Here is a 13928-nt window from a genome sequence, read left to right as displayed (position 1 = left end):
CCCGGCCACCCGGCTGCAACACTTGTGCTCCCGGCAACGGCGCCGGTCAGGCAGTCCCCTGAACCCGCCCCCGGAGGCGTCGACATGACCCAGACCGCCGATCCGACCACGTTGATCGTGCCCGCCGACCTGAAGCCGTCCGACGGCCGGTTCGGCTGCGGCCCGTCCAAGGTCCGCCCCGAGGCCCTCCAGGCCCTGGTGACCGAAGGCGCCGCGCTGCTCGGCACGTCCCACCGCCAGAAGCCGGTCAAGTCGCTCGTCGGCCAGGTCCGCTCCGGGCTGCGCGAGCTGTTCTCGCTGCCCGAGGGCTACGAGGTCGTGCTCGGCAACGGCGGCACCACGGCGTTCTGGGACGCGGCCGCGTTCGGCCTGGTCCGCGAGAAGGCGCAGCACTTCACGAACGGCGAGTTCTCCTCGAAGTTCGCGAAGGTCACCGACGAGGCCCCGTTCATCGGCCCGTCGCACATCACCAAGGCCGAGCCGGGCACCGCGCCGGAGATCTTCTACGAAGAGGGCTCGGACCTCGTCGGCTGGGCGCAGAACGAGACCTCGACCGGAGTCGTCACCCCGGTCGCGCGCCCCGCGGGCTCCGACGGCGCGCTGATCGCCATCGACGCGACCTCCGCCGCGGGCGGCCTCGCCGTCGACGTGTCCGAAACGGACGTCTACTACTTCGCGCCCCAGAAGAACTTCGCCTCCGACGGCGGCCTGTGGATCGCCCTGATGAGCCCCGCCGCGCTGGAGCGGATCGGCGAGATCGCCGCCACCGGCCGCTGGGTGCCGGAGTTCCTGTCGCTGCCGACGGCACTGGACAACTCCACCAAGGAGCAGACCTACAACACGCCGTCGCTGACGACGCTCTTCCTGCTGGCCAACCAGATCGACTGGATCAACGGCAACGGCGGCCTGTCGTGGGCGGCCGAGCGCACCGCGGACTCGGCGCGGCGGCTGTACACCTGGGCCGAGAAGACGGCGTACACGACGCCGTACGTGGAGAACCCGGACCACCGGTCGAACGTGGTCGGGACGATCGACTTCACGGACGAGGTGGACGCGGCGGTGGTCGCGAAGGTGTTGCGGGCCAACGGGATCGTGGACGTGGAGCCGTACCGGAAGTTGGGGAAGAACCAGCTGCGGGTGGCTATGTTCTCGGCTATCGAGCCGGATGACGTGACCACGTTGACGAAGGCGATCGAGTGGGTTGTGTCGCAGTTGGGGTGAGGTTGTCGGGGTGCTGGTGGCTCCCGGCCCTCTCACCCCTGCGCGAAGCCCAGCCCCCGGCGCGCGATTGTCTCAATGCCCGATCTTCGTTGTCAAGACGATAAAGCCATCTTGACAACGAAGATCGGGCAGGAGGGCGCTGTGGATCGGGGGCAGAGGGGAAGTCTGGCTTCGCCAGCATCAGGCTGCGCCTGACCAGGCATCCTCGGCTCCGCCGTCGGACAAAGCATCCTCGCTGCGCGTCGGACAAGGCATCGGCTGGCGCCGACAAGGCCCCGGGCGCTCCGCGCCGGATGCGCGCTGGCGGGCTTCGCCCAACGGGGTGGGGGTTGGGCTCGTCTTTTGTTGGATGTGGAAGGGCCCCGGCGGGTGTGCTGGGGCCCTTCTTCTTTTTGTTCGTTCTGCTTTCTTTTTATGCCAGTGCTTCTGTGGGGGACAGTCTGGCTGCGCGCATGGCTGGGTAGGCGCCTGCGATGGCGCCTACCAGCATGGAGATCGCGACGCCGCCGAGTACTGCCGGTAGGGGGATTTCGGCGGGCCAGTTCTGGCTGGCGGAGTAGCCGGCGGTGACGGCTACTCCGATCAGGACGCCGACCAGGCCGCCTAGGCCGGAGAGGAGGACTGATTCGGCGAGGAATTGGCCGCGGACCTGGCGGCGGGTGGCGCCGAGGGCGCGGCGGAGGCCGATTTCGCGGCGGCGTTCCAGTACGGAGATGACCATGGTGTTGGCTACGCCGACGCCGCCGACCAGCAGGGCGACGCCGCCCAGACCCAGGAAGAGGCCGCTGTAGGCGGTTTCGGTGAGTTGTTTGGCGGCCAGTGCGTCGGACGGGCGGGCGACTCGGACCTCGTTGGGTTGCTGGGGGTTGAGGGTGGGGCCGAGGACGTTTCGCACAGCCTCGACGGCGGTGTCCTTCGCGCGGACGTAGACGGTGCTGGGGTGGCCGTCGAAGGCGAGCCGTTCGGTGGCGGTCTCCCAGCCGACGAGCACGGAGCGCTCGATCTCCGGGGCCAGCGGCATCGGGTCCAGGATGCCGACGACGGTGAACCACTGGCCGTCGATCCAGACCTGGCCGCCGGTGCCGGTGATGCCGAGGCGGGTGGCGGCGACCGAGCCGAGGACGACCGCCGGGAACGGTGAGGAGTCGACGAAGCGGCCGTCGCGGACGTGCCCGCCGAGCACGTCCAGCAAGTCCGGTGTCGCGGCGAAGACGCCGAGGCCGGAGGTCTCGTTCTCGTCGACGTGGTCGTTGCGCCGCACCGACTTCCCGGTCTTGCCGATGCCGCTCGCGGACGTCACCGGACCGATCCGCTTGGCCATCCCGACCGCCGTCTTCGGCAGTTTCGCGTCCTGGCCGCCGAAGGTCTGGCCGGGTTCGGCGCGCAGCAGGTTCGTGCCCAGCGTGGCGAGCTGGTCGCTCAGCGCCTTCGCGCTCGACGCCGGGATGCCGATCACCGCGACGACGGCGGCGATGCCGATCGCGATGCCCAGCGCGGACAGCACGGCGCGCATCGGCTTGGTGCGCATCCCATGCGCGCCGAGGCGTCCGACGTCGCGGGGGCCGAGGCGGGTGGGTGGCGGCAGCGTGACCGTCACACCATCACCCCCGTGTCGAGCTGGAGCAGGCCGTCCAGCACCTCGATCCGGCGCGGGGCGTGCGCGGCGATCTCCCGGTCGTGCGTGATGATCACGATCGTCGTGCCGTCCGCGTTGAGCTCGCCGAGCAGGTCGAGCACCCCGACGCCGTTGCGGCTGTCCAGGTTCCCGGTCGGCTCGTCGGCCAGCAGGATGGCGGGCCGGTTGACCACGGCGCGGGCGATGGCGACGCGCTGGCGCTCACCGCCGGACATCTCGCTGGGCAGGTGCCACGCCCGGTGCGACAGGCCGACGCGTTCCAGCGCGGCCATCGCCATCGGCCGCCGCTTGCGGTGCGGCACACCGGCGTAGAGCAGGCCCGAGGCCACGTTGTCGACGGCGGGCAGCCCCTCGGTGAGGAAGAACTGCTGGAACACGAACCCGATCCAGCGCGACCGCAACGCCGACAGCTTGCGGTCCGGCAGCATGGCGACGTCGTGGCCGCGCACCAGGACGTGCCCGGTGGTCGGCCGGTCCAGCGTGCCCATCAGCTGCAGCAACGTGGACTTGCCCGACCCGGACGGCCCGACGATGGCCAGCATCTCGCCGTCGCGGACGCTCAGCGACACCTCGCGCAGCGCCTGGACGCCACCGGGGTAGGTGCGGCTGACCCGGCGCATGTCCAGGACCGGCATCACGACGTGGTCACCACCTTCAGGCCCTCGGTGAGGCCGTCCCCGCTGACCTCGACCTCGCCCTTGGCGAACAGCCCGGTCGTCACGGGGACGAGCTTGCGGTCGTCGGCGGTCTCGACGGCGTAACCGCCCTCGGCCAGCGCCAGCAGGGCGCCGACCGGCACGATCAGCACGCCCTGCTTCTTGCCCGCGGTGAACACGACCGACACCGACACCGAGTCCAGCGTCCCCGCCGCGGCCTGGTCGTCCAGGGTGATCGTGACGGGCGTCTTGGCCTTGCCGTCCTGCCCCTCGACCGCCTTGCCGAGCGACGCGATCGTGCCGGTGGTGGTGCCACCGCCGGTGATCGTGAGCCCGACCTTCTCGCCGACCTTGGCCAGGCGCAGCTTCGAGGACTCCAGGTCCACGGTGACCACGCGCTGGGTGCCGGTGACCTTCATCAGGTCCCCGGCGCCGGGCGCGCCGAGCTGGGCGCTCACCGACGAGATCCGGACCGGACCCGCCTGCACGACGACGTCGCCGACGGCCAGGACACCCGTCTGCTCGACGCCGAGCGCCTTCTGCCACTTCTTGATCGCGGTCGCCGTCCAGAACGTGAACTTCTCGTCCGGCTCGCCGAAGTCGTCGAAACCCAGCTCCTTCAGGTTCTCCTCGACGATCTTCACGTCCGGGCCGCTGCTCATGTCGGTCTGCAGGTCGCGGTAGAGCGGCAGGTGGCCGTAGAACAGCGGGACCTGCTTGGCGTCCACGGAGTACACGTTCTGGCCGCGCTCGACGACCGACCCGGCCTCCGACAGCCCGGTGACCGTGCCCTGCTTGCGCCCCTGCAGGGACCACTCGGTCCCGTAGGCGAGCGAGCCGGTGACGGTCTGCTGGTCGGCGAGGTCGCCCTTGCGGACCGCGGTGGTGTCCGGCGGCTCGGCCCGCGGCGGAGTCGCGTTGGAGGCGTTCGCCGCGACCCTGGTCAGCACGACCACCGACCCGGTCCCCAGCACAGCCACGACGACCAGTGCGACGACCAGCCAGCGCCCCCTCCTGCGCCGCCGCGGCGCGGTCAGCCCCTCCTCCTGCTCAGCCATTGGCGGGCACCGCCGGAAGCGCGACCATCCCGCCGTCGCCCATGCCGCAGGCCTTCATGGCCTCCTGGAGCTTCGCCGTGTCGTCCAGCGGGATCGCCTGTCCCTTGCCGCTGCTCTCGGCGTCGGGGTCGGGCATGTCGATGCCGTGCTCGCGCAGGCACTTGGCCTGCTCGCGCATCTTGTCCTTCTCCTCCTGGCTCGGCTCCTTGAACTCGCCGCCGTTGGGCAGGAGCTTCCGGCAGGCCTCGTCGGCCTTCTTCATCTTGTCCGCGTCGACGCTCTCGGCGTCCGCCGAGCCGAGCGCGATGACACCGCCGCCCTCCTGCGGGTCGGGCATGTTCACGCCGTTGTCGCGCATGCACTTCGCGAACTCGCGCATCTTGTCCATGTCCGCCGGGTCGAGGCTCGCCCCCTTCGGCTTGTCGCTGCTGCTCGACGTGGGCGCGCCGGACTTCACCGACGCCACCCCGCCCCCGCCGTCGTCCTTCGCACCGCAACCGGTGACCAGCGCGAACAGCACCGGTACCAGCAGGCCAGCGGCCAACTTCGCCTTCATGCGCTCCTCCAGAGTGGTGTGGTCGGCGGGACCGTCCCCGACTTCGGCCCCGCCGCGGTTGGATTTCTACGGAGGCGGCGATCTCGGGGCGTTAAGCGAAGTGCCTTATCCGGCGCTTATGCCCCCTTCGGCGACACTGGGTCGCATGCGCGTGCTGGTGGTCGAGGACGAACGTCTGCTCGCGGACTCGATCGCCGAGGGGCTGCGCAGGCTCTCCATGGCCGTCGACGTCTGCTACGACGGAGGGGCCGCGCTGGAGCGCGTCGGCGTGCACGACTACGACGTGGTGGTGCTGGACCGCGACCTGCCGGTCGTGCACGGCGACGAGGTGTGCGCGGCCGTGGTGGCGGCGGGCGGCGAGGCGCGCGTGCTCATGCTCACCGCGGCCGCCGAGGTGGACGACCGGGTCGCGGGCCTCGGCGTCGGCGCCGACGACTACCTGACCAAGCCGTTCGCGTTCGCCGAGCTGGTCGCGCGCGTGCAGGCGCTGGCCCGGCGGGCCCGCCCGGCGCTGCCGCCGGTGCTGCAACGCGCGGGCGTCGTGCTCGACCTGCCGCGCCACCAGGTGTCCCGCGACGGCCGGTTCGTCGCGCTGTCCCCCAAGGAGTTCGCCGTGCTGGAGGTCCTGATGCGCGCCGAGGGGGCGGTGGTCAGCCCGGAGGTGCTGCTGGAGAAGGCGTGGGACGAGCACGCCGACCCGTTCACCAACGCGGTCCGGGTGGCGATGGTGACGCTGCGGCGCAAGCTCGGCGCGCCCCAGGTGATCGAGACGGTGCCCGGCGCCGGCTACCGGTTCACGTCGTGACGGCGCTGCGGCTGTCCGTGCGGACCCGGCTCACCGCCTGGTACGGGGGCCTGTTCCTGCTCGCGGGGACCGCGCTGCTGGTCACCAACTACGTCCTGGTGGCGGCCACGCTGCCGCAGGCGGGCACCGCCATCGCGGCGGCGAAGGCCCTGCCCGCCTACGAGGAGATCCCCGTCCAGTCCGGGCGGACCGAGGTGGCCCAGACGATCGAGACGACCGTGCAGGACTACCGCGACTCGGTGCTGGGGACGCTGCTGCTCCAGTCGATCATCGCGCTGGTGATCACGGTCGTCCTGGCGGTCGGGCTGGGCTGGCTGATGGCGAGCCGGGTGCTCGAACCGCTGCACTCGATCACCAGGACCGCGCACCAGCTCGAGGCCGACAACATGAACCGGCGGATCAACCACGACGGCCCCGACGACGAGCTGAAGGACCTCGCCGACACGTTCGACGGCATGCTGGACCGGCTCGCGGGGGCGTTCGACAGCCAGAAGCGGTTCGTCGCGAACGCCTCGCACGAGCTGCGCACGCCGCTGGCGGTGCAGCGGACGCTGATCGAGGTCGCGATGGGCGCCCCGGACGCGAGCCCCGACCTGGCCAGGCTCGGCAAGCACCTGCTCGACACGAACGAGCGCAGCGAGAAGCTGATCGACGGCCTGCTGCTGCTCGCCCGCAGCGACCGGGGGCTGAGCAGCCGGGTGCCGGTGCGGCTGCACGAGGTCGTCGAGGACGCCGTGGAGTCCTGCTCGGACCTGGCTGCCGAACGCGACGTGAAGATCACCAGGTCGTCCAGGTCGAGGGTCGTCGTCGGCGACCCCGTGCTGCTGTCGCACCTGGTCACGAACCTGGTCCGCAACGCCGTGCTCTACAACAGGCCGGGCGGTTCGGTGCGGGTGGACGTGGGCGGCGAGCCCGCGCTCAAGGTCGTCAACACCGGCGAGCCGATCCCCGCCGAACTCGTGCCGGGGCTCTTCGAACCGTTCCGCAGGCTGCGCACCGAACGGCTCGCGAGCACCGGCACCGGTCTGGGCCTCTCCCTCGTCCGGTCCATAGCCGCAGCCCACCACGGGTCCGTCAGCGCGCGGCCGCACGAAGGTGGCGGACTGGTCCTCCAGGTAAACCTTCCGGTAACGGACGTGCGTCCTGGGCCGATGTACGGCAAGATCGGGTGAAGTAGACACATGGGCACGGCGAGTCTCCGTCGTCAAGGAGGCACGCCGGTTTAACGTCTTTGCTTGGCGAGGTGGAGCTGAATAGGGGAGGCCAGGATGCGAGCGCTGCGAGTCATCGGGCTCGACGAGGACGGCAAGTCCGTCATCTGCGAGGACCCGTCCGGCGGCGAGCGCTTTCTGCTTCCGGCCGATGAGCGCCTCCGCGCCGCCGCGCGCGGCGACCTGACCCGCCTCGGCCAGATCCAGATCGAGGTCGAGAGCCAGATGCGGCCGCGGGAGATCCAGGCCCGCATCCGCGCGGGCGAGTCGGTCGAGCAGGTCGCGGCCGCCTCCGGGCTGCCGAGCCACCGCGTCGAGCGGTACGCCTACCCGGTCCTGCTGGAGCGCTCCCGCACCGCCGACCTGGCCCAGCGCGCGCACCCCGTGCGCGAGGACGGCCCGGACGTGCAGACGCTCGGCGAGGTCGTGGCGCACTCCTTCGGGCTGCGCGGCCAGGACTACACCGACGTCGGCTGGGACTCGTGGCGCGGTGAGGACGGCAAGTGGGTCGTGCAGATGCACTGGACCGCCGGCCGTTCGGACAACATCGCGCACTGGGCGTTCCACCCCGGAGCGCACGGTGGCACCGTGACCGCGCTGGACGAGGCGGCCGTGGACCTCATGGACCCCAACCCCAACCGGACGCTGCGCACCGTTCGCCCGGTCACGCAGCTGGCCCGCCAGGCCCTCGAAGCCCAGACCACGACCCGCGCTCCCGAGGTGGAGCCGGAGACGGAGATCCTCGCCAAGGAGGAGCCCCCGGCCCCGGCACCCCAGGTCCCGGAACAGCCCACGGCTGAGCCGGAGGCACCGGTGGCCGAACCGGCCGCCGTCGCCGCGGAGGCTCCCGCACGCAAGGAGCCGCCGAAGCGCGGGAAGAAGACGCATCCCATCGTGCCCTCGTGGGAGGACGTCCTGCTGGGCGTCCGGTCCCACAGGGGGTAGGCAGTTCTTCCGACGGCTGCGGCCCACCACGGCATCCCCGTGGTGGGCCGCAGTCGTTTGCGCGTTCCCGAACCCAAGGGGTTTACCCACCGCCACCAACGGGGAACCGACGGTCATGGACGGCCGAAGGATCTTGATAGGCGCGGGCACCGGAGCGGTGCTCGGCGCTCTCTGGTGGGGCGCGCGGGAGCTCATCGCGTCAGGCGCGGTCTGCTCGACGGACGACTTCGACTGCCTCGGCGTCGGCGTCATCTCCATGCCCGTGGCGGTCGTCCTCGGCGGCCTCCTCGCCTGGCTCGCCTTCCGCGCCCTCGACCTCACCCGCCCCGCCCCCGCCGCCGTCATCGGCGTGCTCCTGGCAGCGGTCTTCCTGGTCCTCACCGTCTGGGTCGCCATCCCCGCGGGCACGATCGTTACCGCCGCTCTCGGATTCGCCATCGGCGCAGCAGTGACAGGCACCCACTCCGTCCAGAAGACTGCAGCCCGTGACTGACACCCCTCGTCCCACCTCGAACGGGCTCGCCCTCAAGGTGCTGCTCCGAGTCGTGGTGTCCGCAGCAGTCGGCGCCGCCCTACTCCTAGCGTGGGTAGCCGCGTTCCAGTCCGAGAAGCTCCGCGCCATGATCGACAGCACCAACCTCGGCCAGTTCCTCCTGCTCCTGGTCGTCGGCCTCCCCATCGCCCTGCTGGTCAGCGTCATGCTCGCCGGCCCGATCCTCTGGCTCCTCAAAGTCCGCCCGGTCTGGCCCATCATCCTCCTGGGCCCCATCATCATGGGCGTCGCACAGGTCCTCAAACTCCCCGACGAACTCTCCTGGCTAGCAGGCAAGTGGACCGTGCAAGCCCTACTGGCAGCCGCCAGCTACGGCCTGGCCGGCCTCATCTCCACCCCCGCCATGGTCAAGTACCGCGCGAAGAAAACCTCTTAGCAGCTACCAAACCACCCACCAACGCCCACCAAATTCGACGAAGTCGGCCACCCCCATCCGGCGCGGAGCGCCAGTGGCCTTGTCCGCAGCGCAGCAAGGATGCCCTGTCCGACGCGAAGCGCGGATGCCTCGTCCAACGGCGAAGCCGAGGATGCCTTGTCGGACGAAGTCCGATGCTTGAGTCAGGCGAAGCCTGATGCTGGCGAAGCCAGACTTCCCCTCTGCCCCCGATCCACAGCGCCCTCCTGCCCGATCTTCGTTGTCAAGACAGCTTCATCGTCTTGACAACGAAGATCGGGCATTGAGACAATCGCGCGCCGGGGGCCGGGCTTCGCACGGTGGGAGGACAGGGCTGGACTTCAGGGGTGAGAGGGCCAGGAGCCGAGCTCCACACAGCAACAGGGCCGAAAGCCAAGCTCACACGGCGAAAACCACCCACCCCCTACCCCGGCACCACATCCAACAACCCCACATCCCACCCCTCCACCGCACACCACTCCTCAGCCTCCCCCCGACTGATCGACCGCGCCCCCGCCGCCGTCCTCCCCACCCGGTCCCACCCGTCCGGCGCCAGCACGTGCAGCGTCTCCCCCCGCAACGCCAGCAGCCTCCCCTTCGGGAACGCCATGCTCGCCTCGGTCCTCAGGTACCGGACCTCGTCAACCCTCGTCATCACCGCTTGACCTCCAGCTTGGTCGAGCTTGCACAGTCGGTTCGGGGAAAAACCGGATGCCGAGTGTCGGTCCACCTTCGTACTGTCAGGGGTGGATCGGAGGGGGACCTACCTCGTGAAGGACCAAAGTACTTCCACGGCCGCCGCCTTGCGCAGGCTGTGGCCGTACATCAAACCTGTCCGCACACCTCTGCTGCTCAGCATGTCGGCCACCTTCGGGGCCATGCTGTGCGGCCTCGGCATTCCGCTCATCACCCAACGGATCGTGGACGGGCCGATCGCCCACCGCGATCTGGCGGCGCTTCCTTGGCTCGTGCTGCTCGTCGGTGTGCTCGGGTGCACCGAGGCGGCTCTGTTCTACACGCGGCGCAGGCTGATCGCCCGGCCCGCGGCCGCGGTCGAGGCGCACTTGCGCGCGGACATCTACCGGAAGCTGCAGCGGCTGCCGGTGTCGTTCCACGACCGCTACCAGTCCGGCCAGCTGTTGTCGCGGGCGTCCACGGACGTCGGCACGGTGCGCCGCTGGGTGGCGTTCGCGGTGATCTTCCTGGTGGTGAACACCTCGATCGTCGTGGTCGGCATCGGGGTGTTGTTCTGGTTGGCGCCCGCGCTCGGGATCGTGGCGCTCTGCTACACGTTGCCGCTGGTGCTGATGTCGTACCTGTTCGAGTCGAGGTTCAAGGTCGTGGCCAGGCGGGCGCAGGACCAGGCGGGTGACCTGACCACCAGGGTCGAGGAGTCCGTGCTCGGGATCCGGGTGCTCAAGGCGTTCGGTCGCGGTCCGGAGCTGAGCAGGCGGTTCGCCGCCGAGGCCCGTGAGCTGCGCAACACCGAGATGGCCAAGTTCAGGATCTTCGCGCTGCTCTGGGCGGTGCTGATCGTGCTGCCCGAGCTGGGCATCGCGGGGCAGCTCGCGATCGGCACGATCGGCATCGCCGACGGCACGACGACGATCGGCACCCTGGTGGCCGCCATCGCGGTGAGCGCCTACCTGCGCTGGCCGGTCGACTCGATCGGCTGGCTGCTGGCCGAGACGAACCAGACGTCGGCGGCGACCGAGCGCATCTTCGAGGTGCTCGACGCGCCGGTCACGATCACCGACCCCGAGTCGCCGGTGCCGCTGACCACACCGGTGGTCGGGCACGTGCGGTTCGAGGACGTGCGGTTCGCCTATCCGGGCGCGGACCGCGAGGTGCTGCGCGGCATCGACCTCGATCTGCGGCCTGGCGAGACGGTCGCGCTGGTCGGGTCCACCGGGTCGGGCAAGACGACGCTGACCGCGCTCGTGCCCAGGCTGTACGACGTGACGTCGGGCCGGGTGACGATCGACGGCGTCGACGTGCGCGACCTGCGCCTGGACGTGCTGCGGGGCACCATCGGCGCCGCGTTCGAGGAGCCGGTGCTGTTCTCCGCGAGCGTGCGGGAGAACGTGGCGCTGGGCAGCGCGGACGTGGACGACTCCAGGGTCCGCGAGGCGCTGCGGGTGGCCAGGGCGGAGGAGTTCGTCGAGGCGCTGCCGTGGGGTCTGGAGACGCGGATCGGCGAGCAGGGCATGTCCCTGTCCGGCGGTCAGCGGCAGCGGCTCGCGCTGGCCCGCGCGGTCGTCGGCCACCCCGCGGTGCTGGTGCTGGACGACCCGCTGTCCGCGTTGGACGTCCACACCGAGGCCGAGGTGGAGGGTGCGCTGCGGCGCGTGCTGCACGGCGTGACGGCGCTGGTCGTCGCGCACCGGCCGAGCACGGTGCAGCTGGCGGACCGGGTCGCGATGCTCGTCGACGGCCGGATCGCGGCGACCGGGACACACCGGGAGCTGCTGGCGGAGAACGCCGAGTACCGCAGGCTGCTGTCCACGATGGAGGAGGAAGAGGAGGTGGCGGCGCGATGAGCACGGACACCACGGCGGTTGTCGACTCCGAGGAGGAGTGGCGCGGCGTCGCCGCCGAGGACATCGAGGAGCTCGACTACAGCACGGGCCTGAAGCTGCAGACCCGGTCGCGCAAGCTGCTCGGGTCGCTGCTGCGCCCGCACGCCCTCCCGGCGGCGCTGGCGCTGGCTATCGTCGTGCTGGAGAACCTGGCGAACCTCGCCGGGCCGCTGATCATCGCCGCCGCCATCGACCGCGGTGTTCCCGCGGCCGTGGGCGGCGACCCGGCGGTGCTGGCCTGGTGCGTCGGCGGGTACGCGGCCACCGGGCTGCTGGCGACGGTCATGCGGTACTCGTTCGTCCGGCTCACCGGCCGGGTCGGCCAGGACCTGCTGCTCGACCTGCGCGTCCGGGTGTTCCGGCACGTGCAGACGCTGTCGATCGGCTTCCACGAGAAGTACACCTCCGGCAAGGTGATCGCGCGGCTGACCAGCGACGTGGACGCGTTGCAGGACCTGCTGGAGGAAGGCCTCGACGGGCTGCTGACGTCGTTGCTGTCGGTCGTCGGCATCTCCGTCGTGCTGCTCTACCTCGACGTGCCGCTGGCGCTGGTCGTGCTGTTCGGGTTCGTGCCGCTGATGCTGCTGGTGCGGTGGTTCCGGCGGCGCTCCACGACCGCGTACCGGGGCACCCGCGGGGCCATCGCGAAGATCATCGTGCAGTTCGTCGAGACGATGAACGGCATCCGCGCGGTCCAGGCGTTCCGCCGGGAGGGCCGCAACGAGAAGATCATCGGCGAGCTGAACGGCCGGTTCCGCGACGCGAACACCGACGCGTTCCGGGTGATGGCGGCGTTCACGGCCCTCGTGCGGCTGATCGGCAACGTGTCGCTGGCGGTCGTGATCGCGCTGGGAGCCTGGCGGGTGGCCACCGGGCACCTGGAGGTGGGCGCGCTGGCGGCGTTCACGCTGTACCTGCGCAGGTTCTACGACCCGTTCGACGAGATCGCGATGTTCACGAACGCGTACTCGGCGGCGCAGGCGGCGTTGGAGAAGATCTCGGGCGTGCTGGAGGAGAAGCCCTCGGTGCCGGAGCCCGAGCGGCCCGCCCCGTTGGCGCACGCGCGGGGCGACGTCCGGTTCGACGGGGTGGAGTTCCGGTACTCGGCGGAGACCTCCCTGGTGCTGCCCTCGTTCGACCTGCACGTGCCCGCGGGGCAGACGGTCGCGCTGGTGGGGGCCACCGGGGCCGGGAAGACGACGTTGGCGAAGCTGGTGGCGCGGTTCTACGACCCGAGCGGCGGGGCGGTCCTGCTGGACGACGTGGACCTGCGCGAGGTCTCCGACGCGGACCTGCGCCGGGCCGTGGTGATGGTGACGCAGGAGAACTTCCTGTTCGCGGGATCCGTGGCGGACAACATCGCACTGGCCAAGCCCGGCGCTTCCCGTGCCGAGGTGGAAGCCGCGGCCGCGGGGGTGGGGGCGCACGAGTTCATCGCGGCGTTGCCCCAGGGGTACGACACGGACGTCCGCAAGCGCGGAGGACGGTTGTCGGCCGGGCAGCGGCAGATGATCGCGTTCGCCCGCGCGTTCCTGGCGGACCCGGCGGTGCTGGTGCTGGACGAGGCGACATCCAGCCTGGACGTGCCCACGGAAAGGGCTGTGCAGGCGGCGCTGGAGACGGTGCTGGCGGATCGGACGGCGTTCATCATCGCGCACCGGCTGTCGACGGTGATGATCGCGGACCGGGTGCTGGTGATCGACGGGGGGAGGGTTGTGGAGGACGGGACGCCTGAGGCTTTGATCGGGGATGATGGGCGGTTCGCGGCTTTGCACAATGCTTGGACGGAGTCGTTGGCTTGATCTTGGGTTGATCTTGGGTTGATCTTGGGTTGATCTTGGGTTGAGGGAAAGAGCGGAGCCCGGCTCTCGGTGGTGTTGTGCTCGACCGCGCGAAGCCCGGCCCCCGGCGCGCGATTGTCTCAATGCCCTACCCCCGTTTGTCAAGACGATAAAGCTGTCTTGACAAACGGGGGTAGGGCAGGAGGGCGCTGTGTATCGGGGGCAGGGGTAGGTCTGGCTTCGCCAGCATCGGGCTGCGCCCGACAGGGCATCCTCGCTGCGCGTCGGACAAGGCATCGGGCTGCGCCCGACATGGGCATCCTCGGCTGCGCCGTTGGACAAGGCATCGGGCTGCGCCCGACAAGGCATCCTCGGCTGCGCCGTTGGACAAGGCATCGGGCTTCGCCCGACAGGGCATCGGCTGACGCCGACGAGGCCCCAGGCGCTCCGCGCCGGATGCGCGCTGGCGGGCTTCGCCCAACGTGGAGGCGTGGGGTGGCTTGGCTCGGCTTGTGTCGGAACCTCTTCTGGGT

The 13928-nt window shown here is 70.5% G+C and carries 13 protein-coding genes; 8 read left to right on the top strand and 5 right to left on the bottom strand.

Annotated features, from left to right (window positions below; all coding sequences use genetic code 11):
* The first annotated feature begins 84 nt into the window (after nt 1–84).
* Nucleotides 85–1221 (top strand): phosphoserine transaminase, encoded by a 1137-nt coding sequence (serC, locus tag CLV43_RS03590; protein ID WP_106185467.1) that lies wholly within the window; start codon nt 85–87, stop codon nt 1219–1221.
* Between the two features lie 412 nt (nt 1222–1633).
* Here serC and CLV43_RS03585 read toward each other — a convergent pair whose 3' ends face one another.
* From CLV43_RS03585 to CLV43_RS03570, 4 genes are all read right to left on the bottom strand, one after another.
* A complete protein-coding gene (locus CLV43_RS03585; protein ID WP_245886177.1) occupies nt 1634–2749 on the bottom strand; it encodes an ABC transporter permease in 1116 nt (371 codons plus the stop codon).
* Between the two features lie 65 nt (nt 2750–2814).
* A complete protein-coding gene (locus CLV43_RS03580) occupies nt 2815–3495 on the bottom strand; it encodes an ABC transporter ATP-binding protein (RefSeq protein WP_106185466.1) in 681 nt (226 codons plus the stop codon).
* On the bottom strand, nt 3492–4571 hold the full coding sequence (locus tag CLV43_RS03575) for a peptidoglycan-binding domain-containing protein (RefSeq protein WP_106185465.1): 1080 nt from the start codon (nt 4569–4571) through the stop codon (nt 3492–3494). Before CLV43_RS03575 ends, CLV43_RS03580 begins: the two co-directional genes overlap by 4 nt.
* The gene (locus CLV43_RS03570; RefSeq protein ID WP_106185464.1) at nt 4564–5127 is read right to left on the bottom strand and encodes a hypothetical protein; all 564 of its coding nucleotides are present in this window, start codon (nt 5125–5127) and stop codon (nt 4564–4566) included. The genes CLV43_RS03575 and CLV43_RS03570 overlap by 8 nt, the downstream gene beginning before the upstream one ends.
* A 145-nt stretch (nt 5128–5272) precedes the next feature.
* Between CLV43_RS03570 and CLV43_RS03565 the strand changes: the two genes are divergently transcribed.
* The 5 genes from CLV43_RS03565 (at nt 5273) to CLV43_RS03545 (ending at nt 9017) form a co-directional block, all read left to right on the top strand.
* Nucleotides 5273–5932 (top strand): response regulator transcription factor, encoded by a 660-nt coding sequence (locus CLV43_RS03565; protein ID WP_106185463.1) that lies wholly within the window; start codon nt 5273–5275, stop codon nt 5930–5932.
* Complete coding sequence (locus tag CLV43_RS03560; RefSeq protein ID WP_106185462.1) at nt 5929–7104, top strand: sensor histidine kinase; 1176 nt, start codon at nt 5929–5931, stop codon at nt 7102–7104. Before CLV43_RS03565 ends, CLV43_RS03560 begins: the two co-directional genes overlap by 4 nt.
* Nucleotides 7105–7200: 96 nt before the next feature.
* Nucleotides 7201–8088, top strand: a complete 888-nt coding sequence (gene sepH / locus CLV43_RS03555; protein WP_106185461.1) for a septation protein SepH — start codon at nt 7201–7203, stop codon at nt 8086–8088.
* A gap of 115 nt (nt 8089–8203) precedes the next feature.
* A complete protein-coding gene (locus CLV43_RS03550) occupies nt 8204–8581 on the top strand; it encodes a hypothetical protein (RefSeq protein WP_106185460.1) in 378 nt (125 codons plus the stop codon).
* Entirely contained in the window at nt 8574–9017 is a 444-nt protein-coding gene (locus CLV43_RS03545; RefSeq protein ID WP_146174629.1) for a hypothetical protein, read from the top strand. The genes CLV43_RS03550 and CLV43_RS03545 overlap by 8 nt, the downstream gene beginning before the upstream one ends.
* Nucleotides 9018–9459: 442 nt before the next feature.
* Here the strand turns inward: CLV43_RS03545 and CLV43_RS03540 are convergent, their stop codons facing one another.
* Nucleotides 9460–9690, bottom strand: coding sequence for a hypothetical protein (locus tag CLV43_RS03540; protein WP_146174628.1), 231 nt, complete (start codon nt 9688–9690; stop codon nt 9460–9462).
* A gap of 115 nt (nt 9691–9805) precedes the next feature.
* Here CLV43_RS03540 and CLV43_RS03535 point away from each other — a divergent pair, with 115 nt between their 5' ends.
* Nucleotides 9806–11575 (top strand): ABC transporter ATP-binding protein, encoded by a 1770-nt coding sequence (locus tag CLV43_RS03535; RefSeq protein ID WP_245886099.1) that lies wholly within the window; start codon nt 9806–9808, stop codon nt 11573–11575.
* A complete protein-coding gene (locus CLV43_RS03530) occupies nt 11572–13416 on the top strand; it encodes an ABC transporter ATP-binding protein (protein WP_106185457.1) in 1845 nt (614 codons plus the stop codon). Before CLV43_RS03535 ends, CLV43_RS03530 begins: the two co-directional genes overlap by 4 nt.
* Nucleotides 13417–13928 lie beyond the last annotated feature (512 nt).

Source organism: Umezawaea tangerina, assembly GCF_003002815.1.
Classification (GTDB): domain Bacteria; phylum Actinomycetota; class Actinomycetes; order Mycobacteriales; family Pseudonocardiaceae; genus Umezawaea; species Umezawaea tangerina.
Note: the sequence above shows the minus strand (reverse complement) of the source record. Positions and strands in the feature narration are given on the sequence as shown.

Bases quoted from the DNA above. Each gene is read 5' to 3' on its own strand.
- CLV43_RS03550 (WP_106185460.1), top strand. From the start codon at position 8,204: ATGGACGGCCGAAGGATCTTGATAGGCGCGGGCACCGGAGCGGTGCTC.
- CLV43_RS03540 (WP_146174628.1), bottom strand. From the start codon at position 9,690: ATGACGAGGGTTGACGAGGTCCGGTACCTGAGGACCGAGGCGAGCATG.
- CLV43_RS03565 (WP_106185463.1), top strand. From the start codon at position 5,273: ATGCGCGTGCTGGTGGTCGAGGACGAACGTCTGCTCGCGGACTCGATC.
- CLV43_RS03585 (WP_245886177.1), bottom strand. From the start codon at position 2,749: ATGCGCACCAAGCCGATGCGCGCCGTGCTGTCCGCGCTGGGCATCGCG.
- CLV43_RS03575 (WP_106185465.1), bottom strand. From the start codon at position 4,571: ATGGCTGAGCAGGAGGAGGGGCTGACCGCGCCGCGGCGGCGCAGGAGG.
- CLV43_RS03530 (WP_106185457.1), top strand. From the start codon at position 11,572: ATGAGCACGGACACCACGGCGGTTGTCGACTCCGAGGAGGAGTGGCGC.
- CLV43_RS03570 (WP_106185464.1), bottom strand. From the start codon at position 5,127: ATGAAGGCGAAGTTGGCCGCTGGCCTGCTGGTACCGGTGCTGTTCGCG.
- serC (WP_106185467.1), top strand. From the start codon at position 85: ATGACCCAGACCGCCGATCCGACCACGTTGATCGTGCCCGCCGACCTG.
- sepH (WP_106185461.1), top strand. From the start codon at position 7,201: ATGCGAGCGCTGCGAGTCATCGGGCTCGACGAGGACGGCAAGTCCGTC.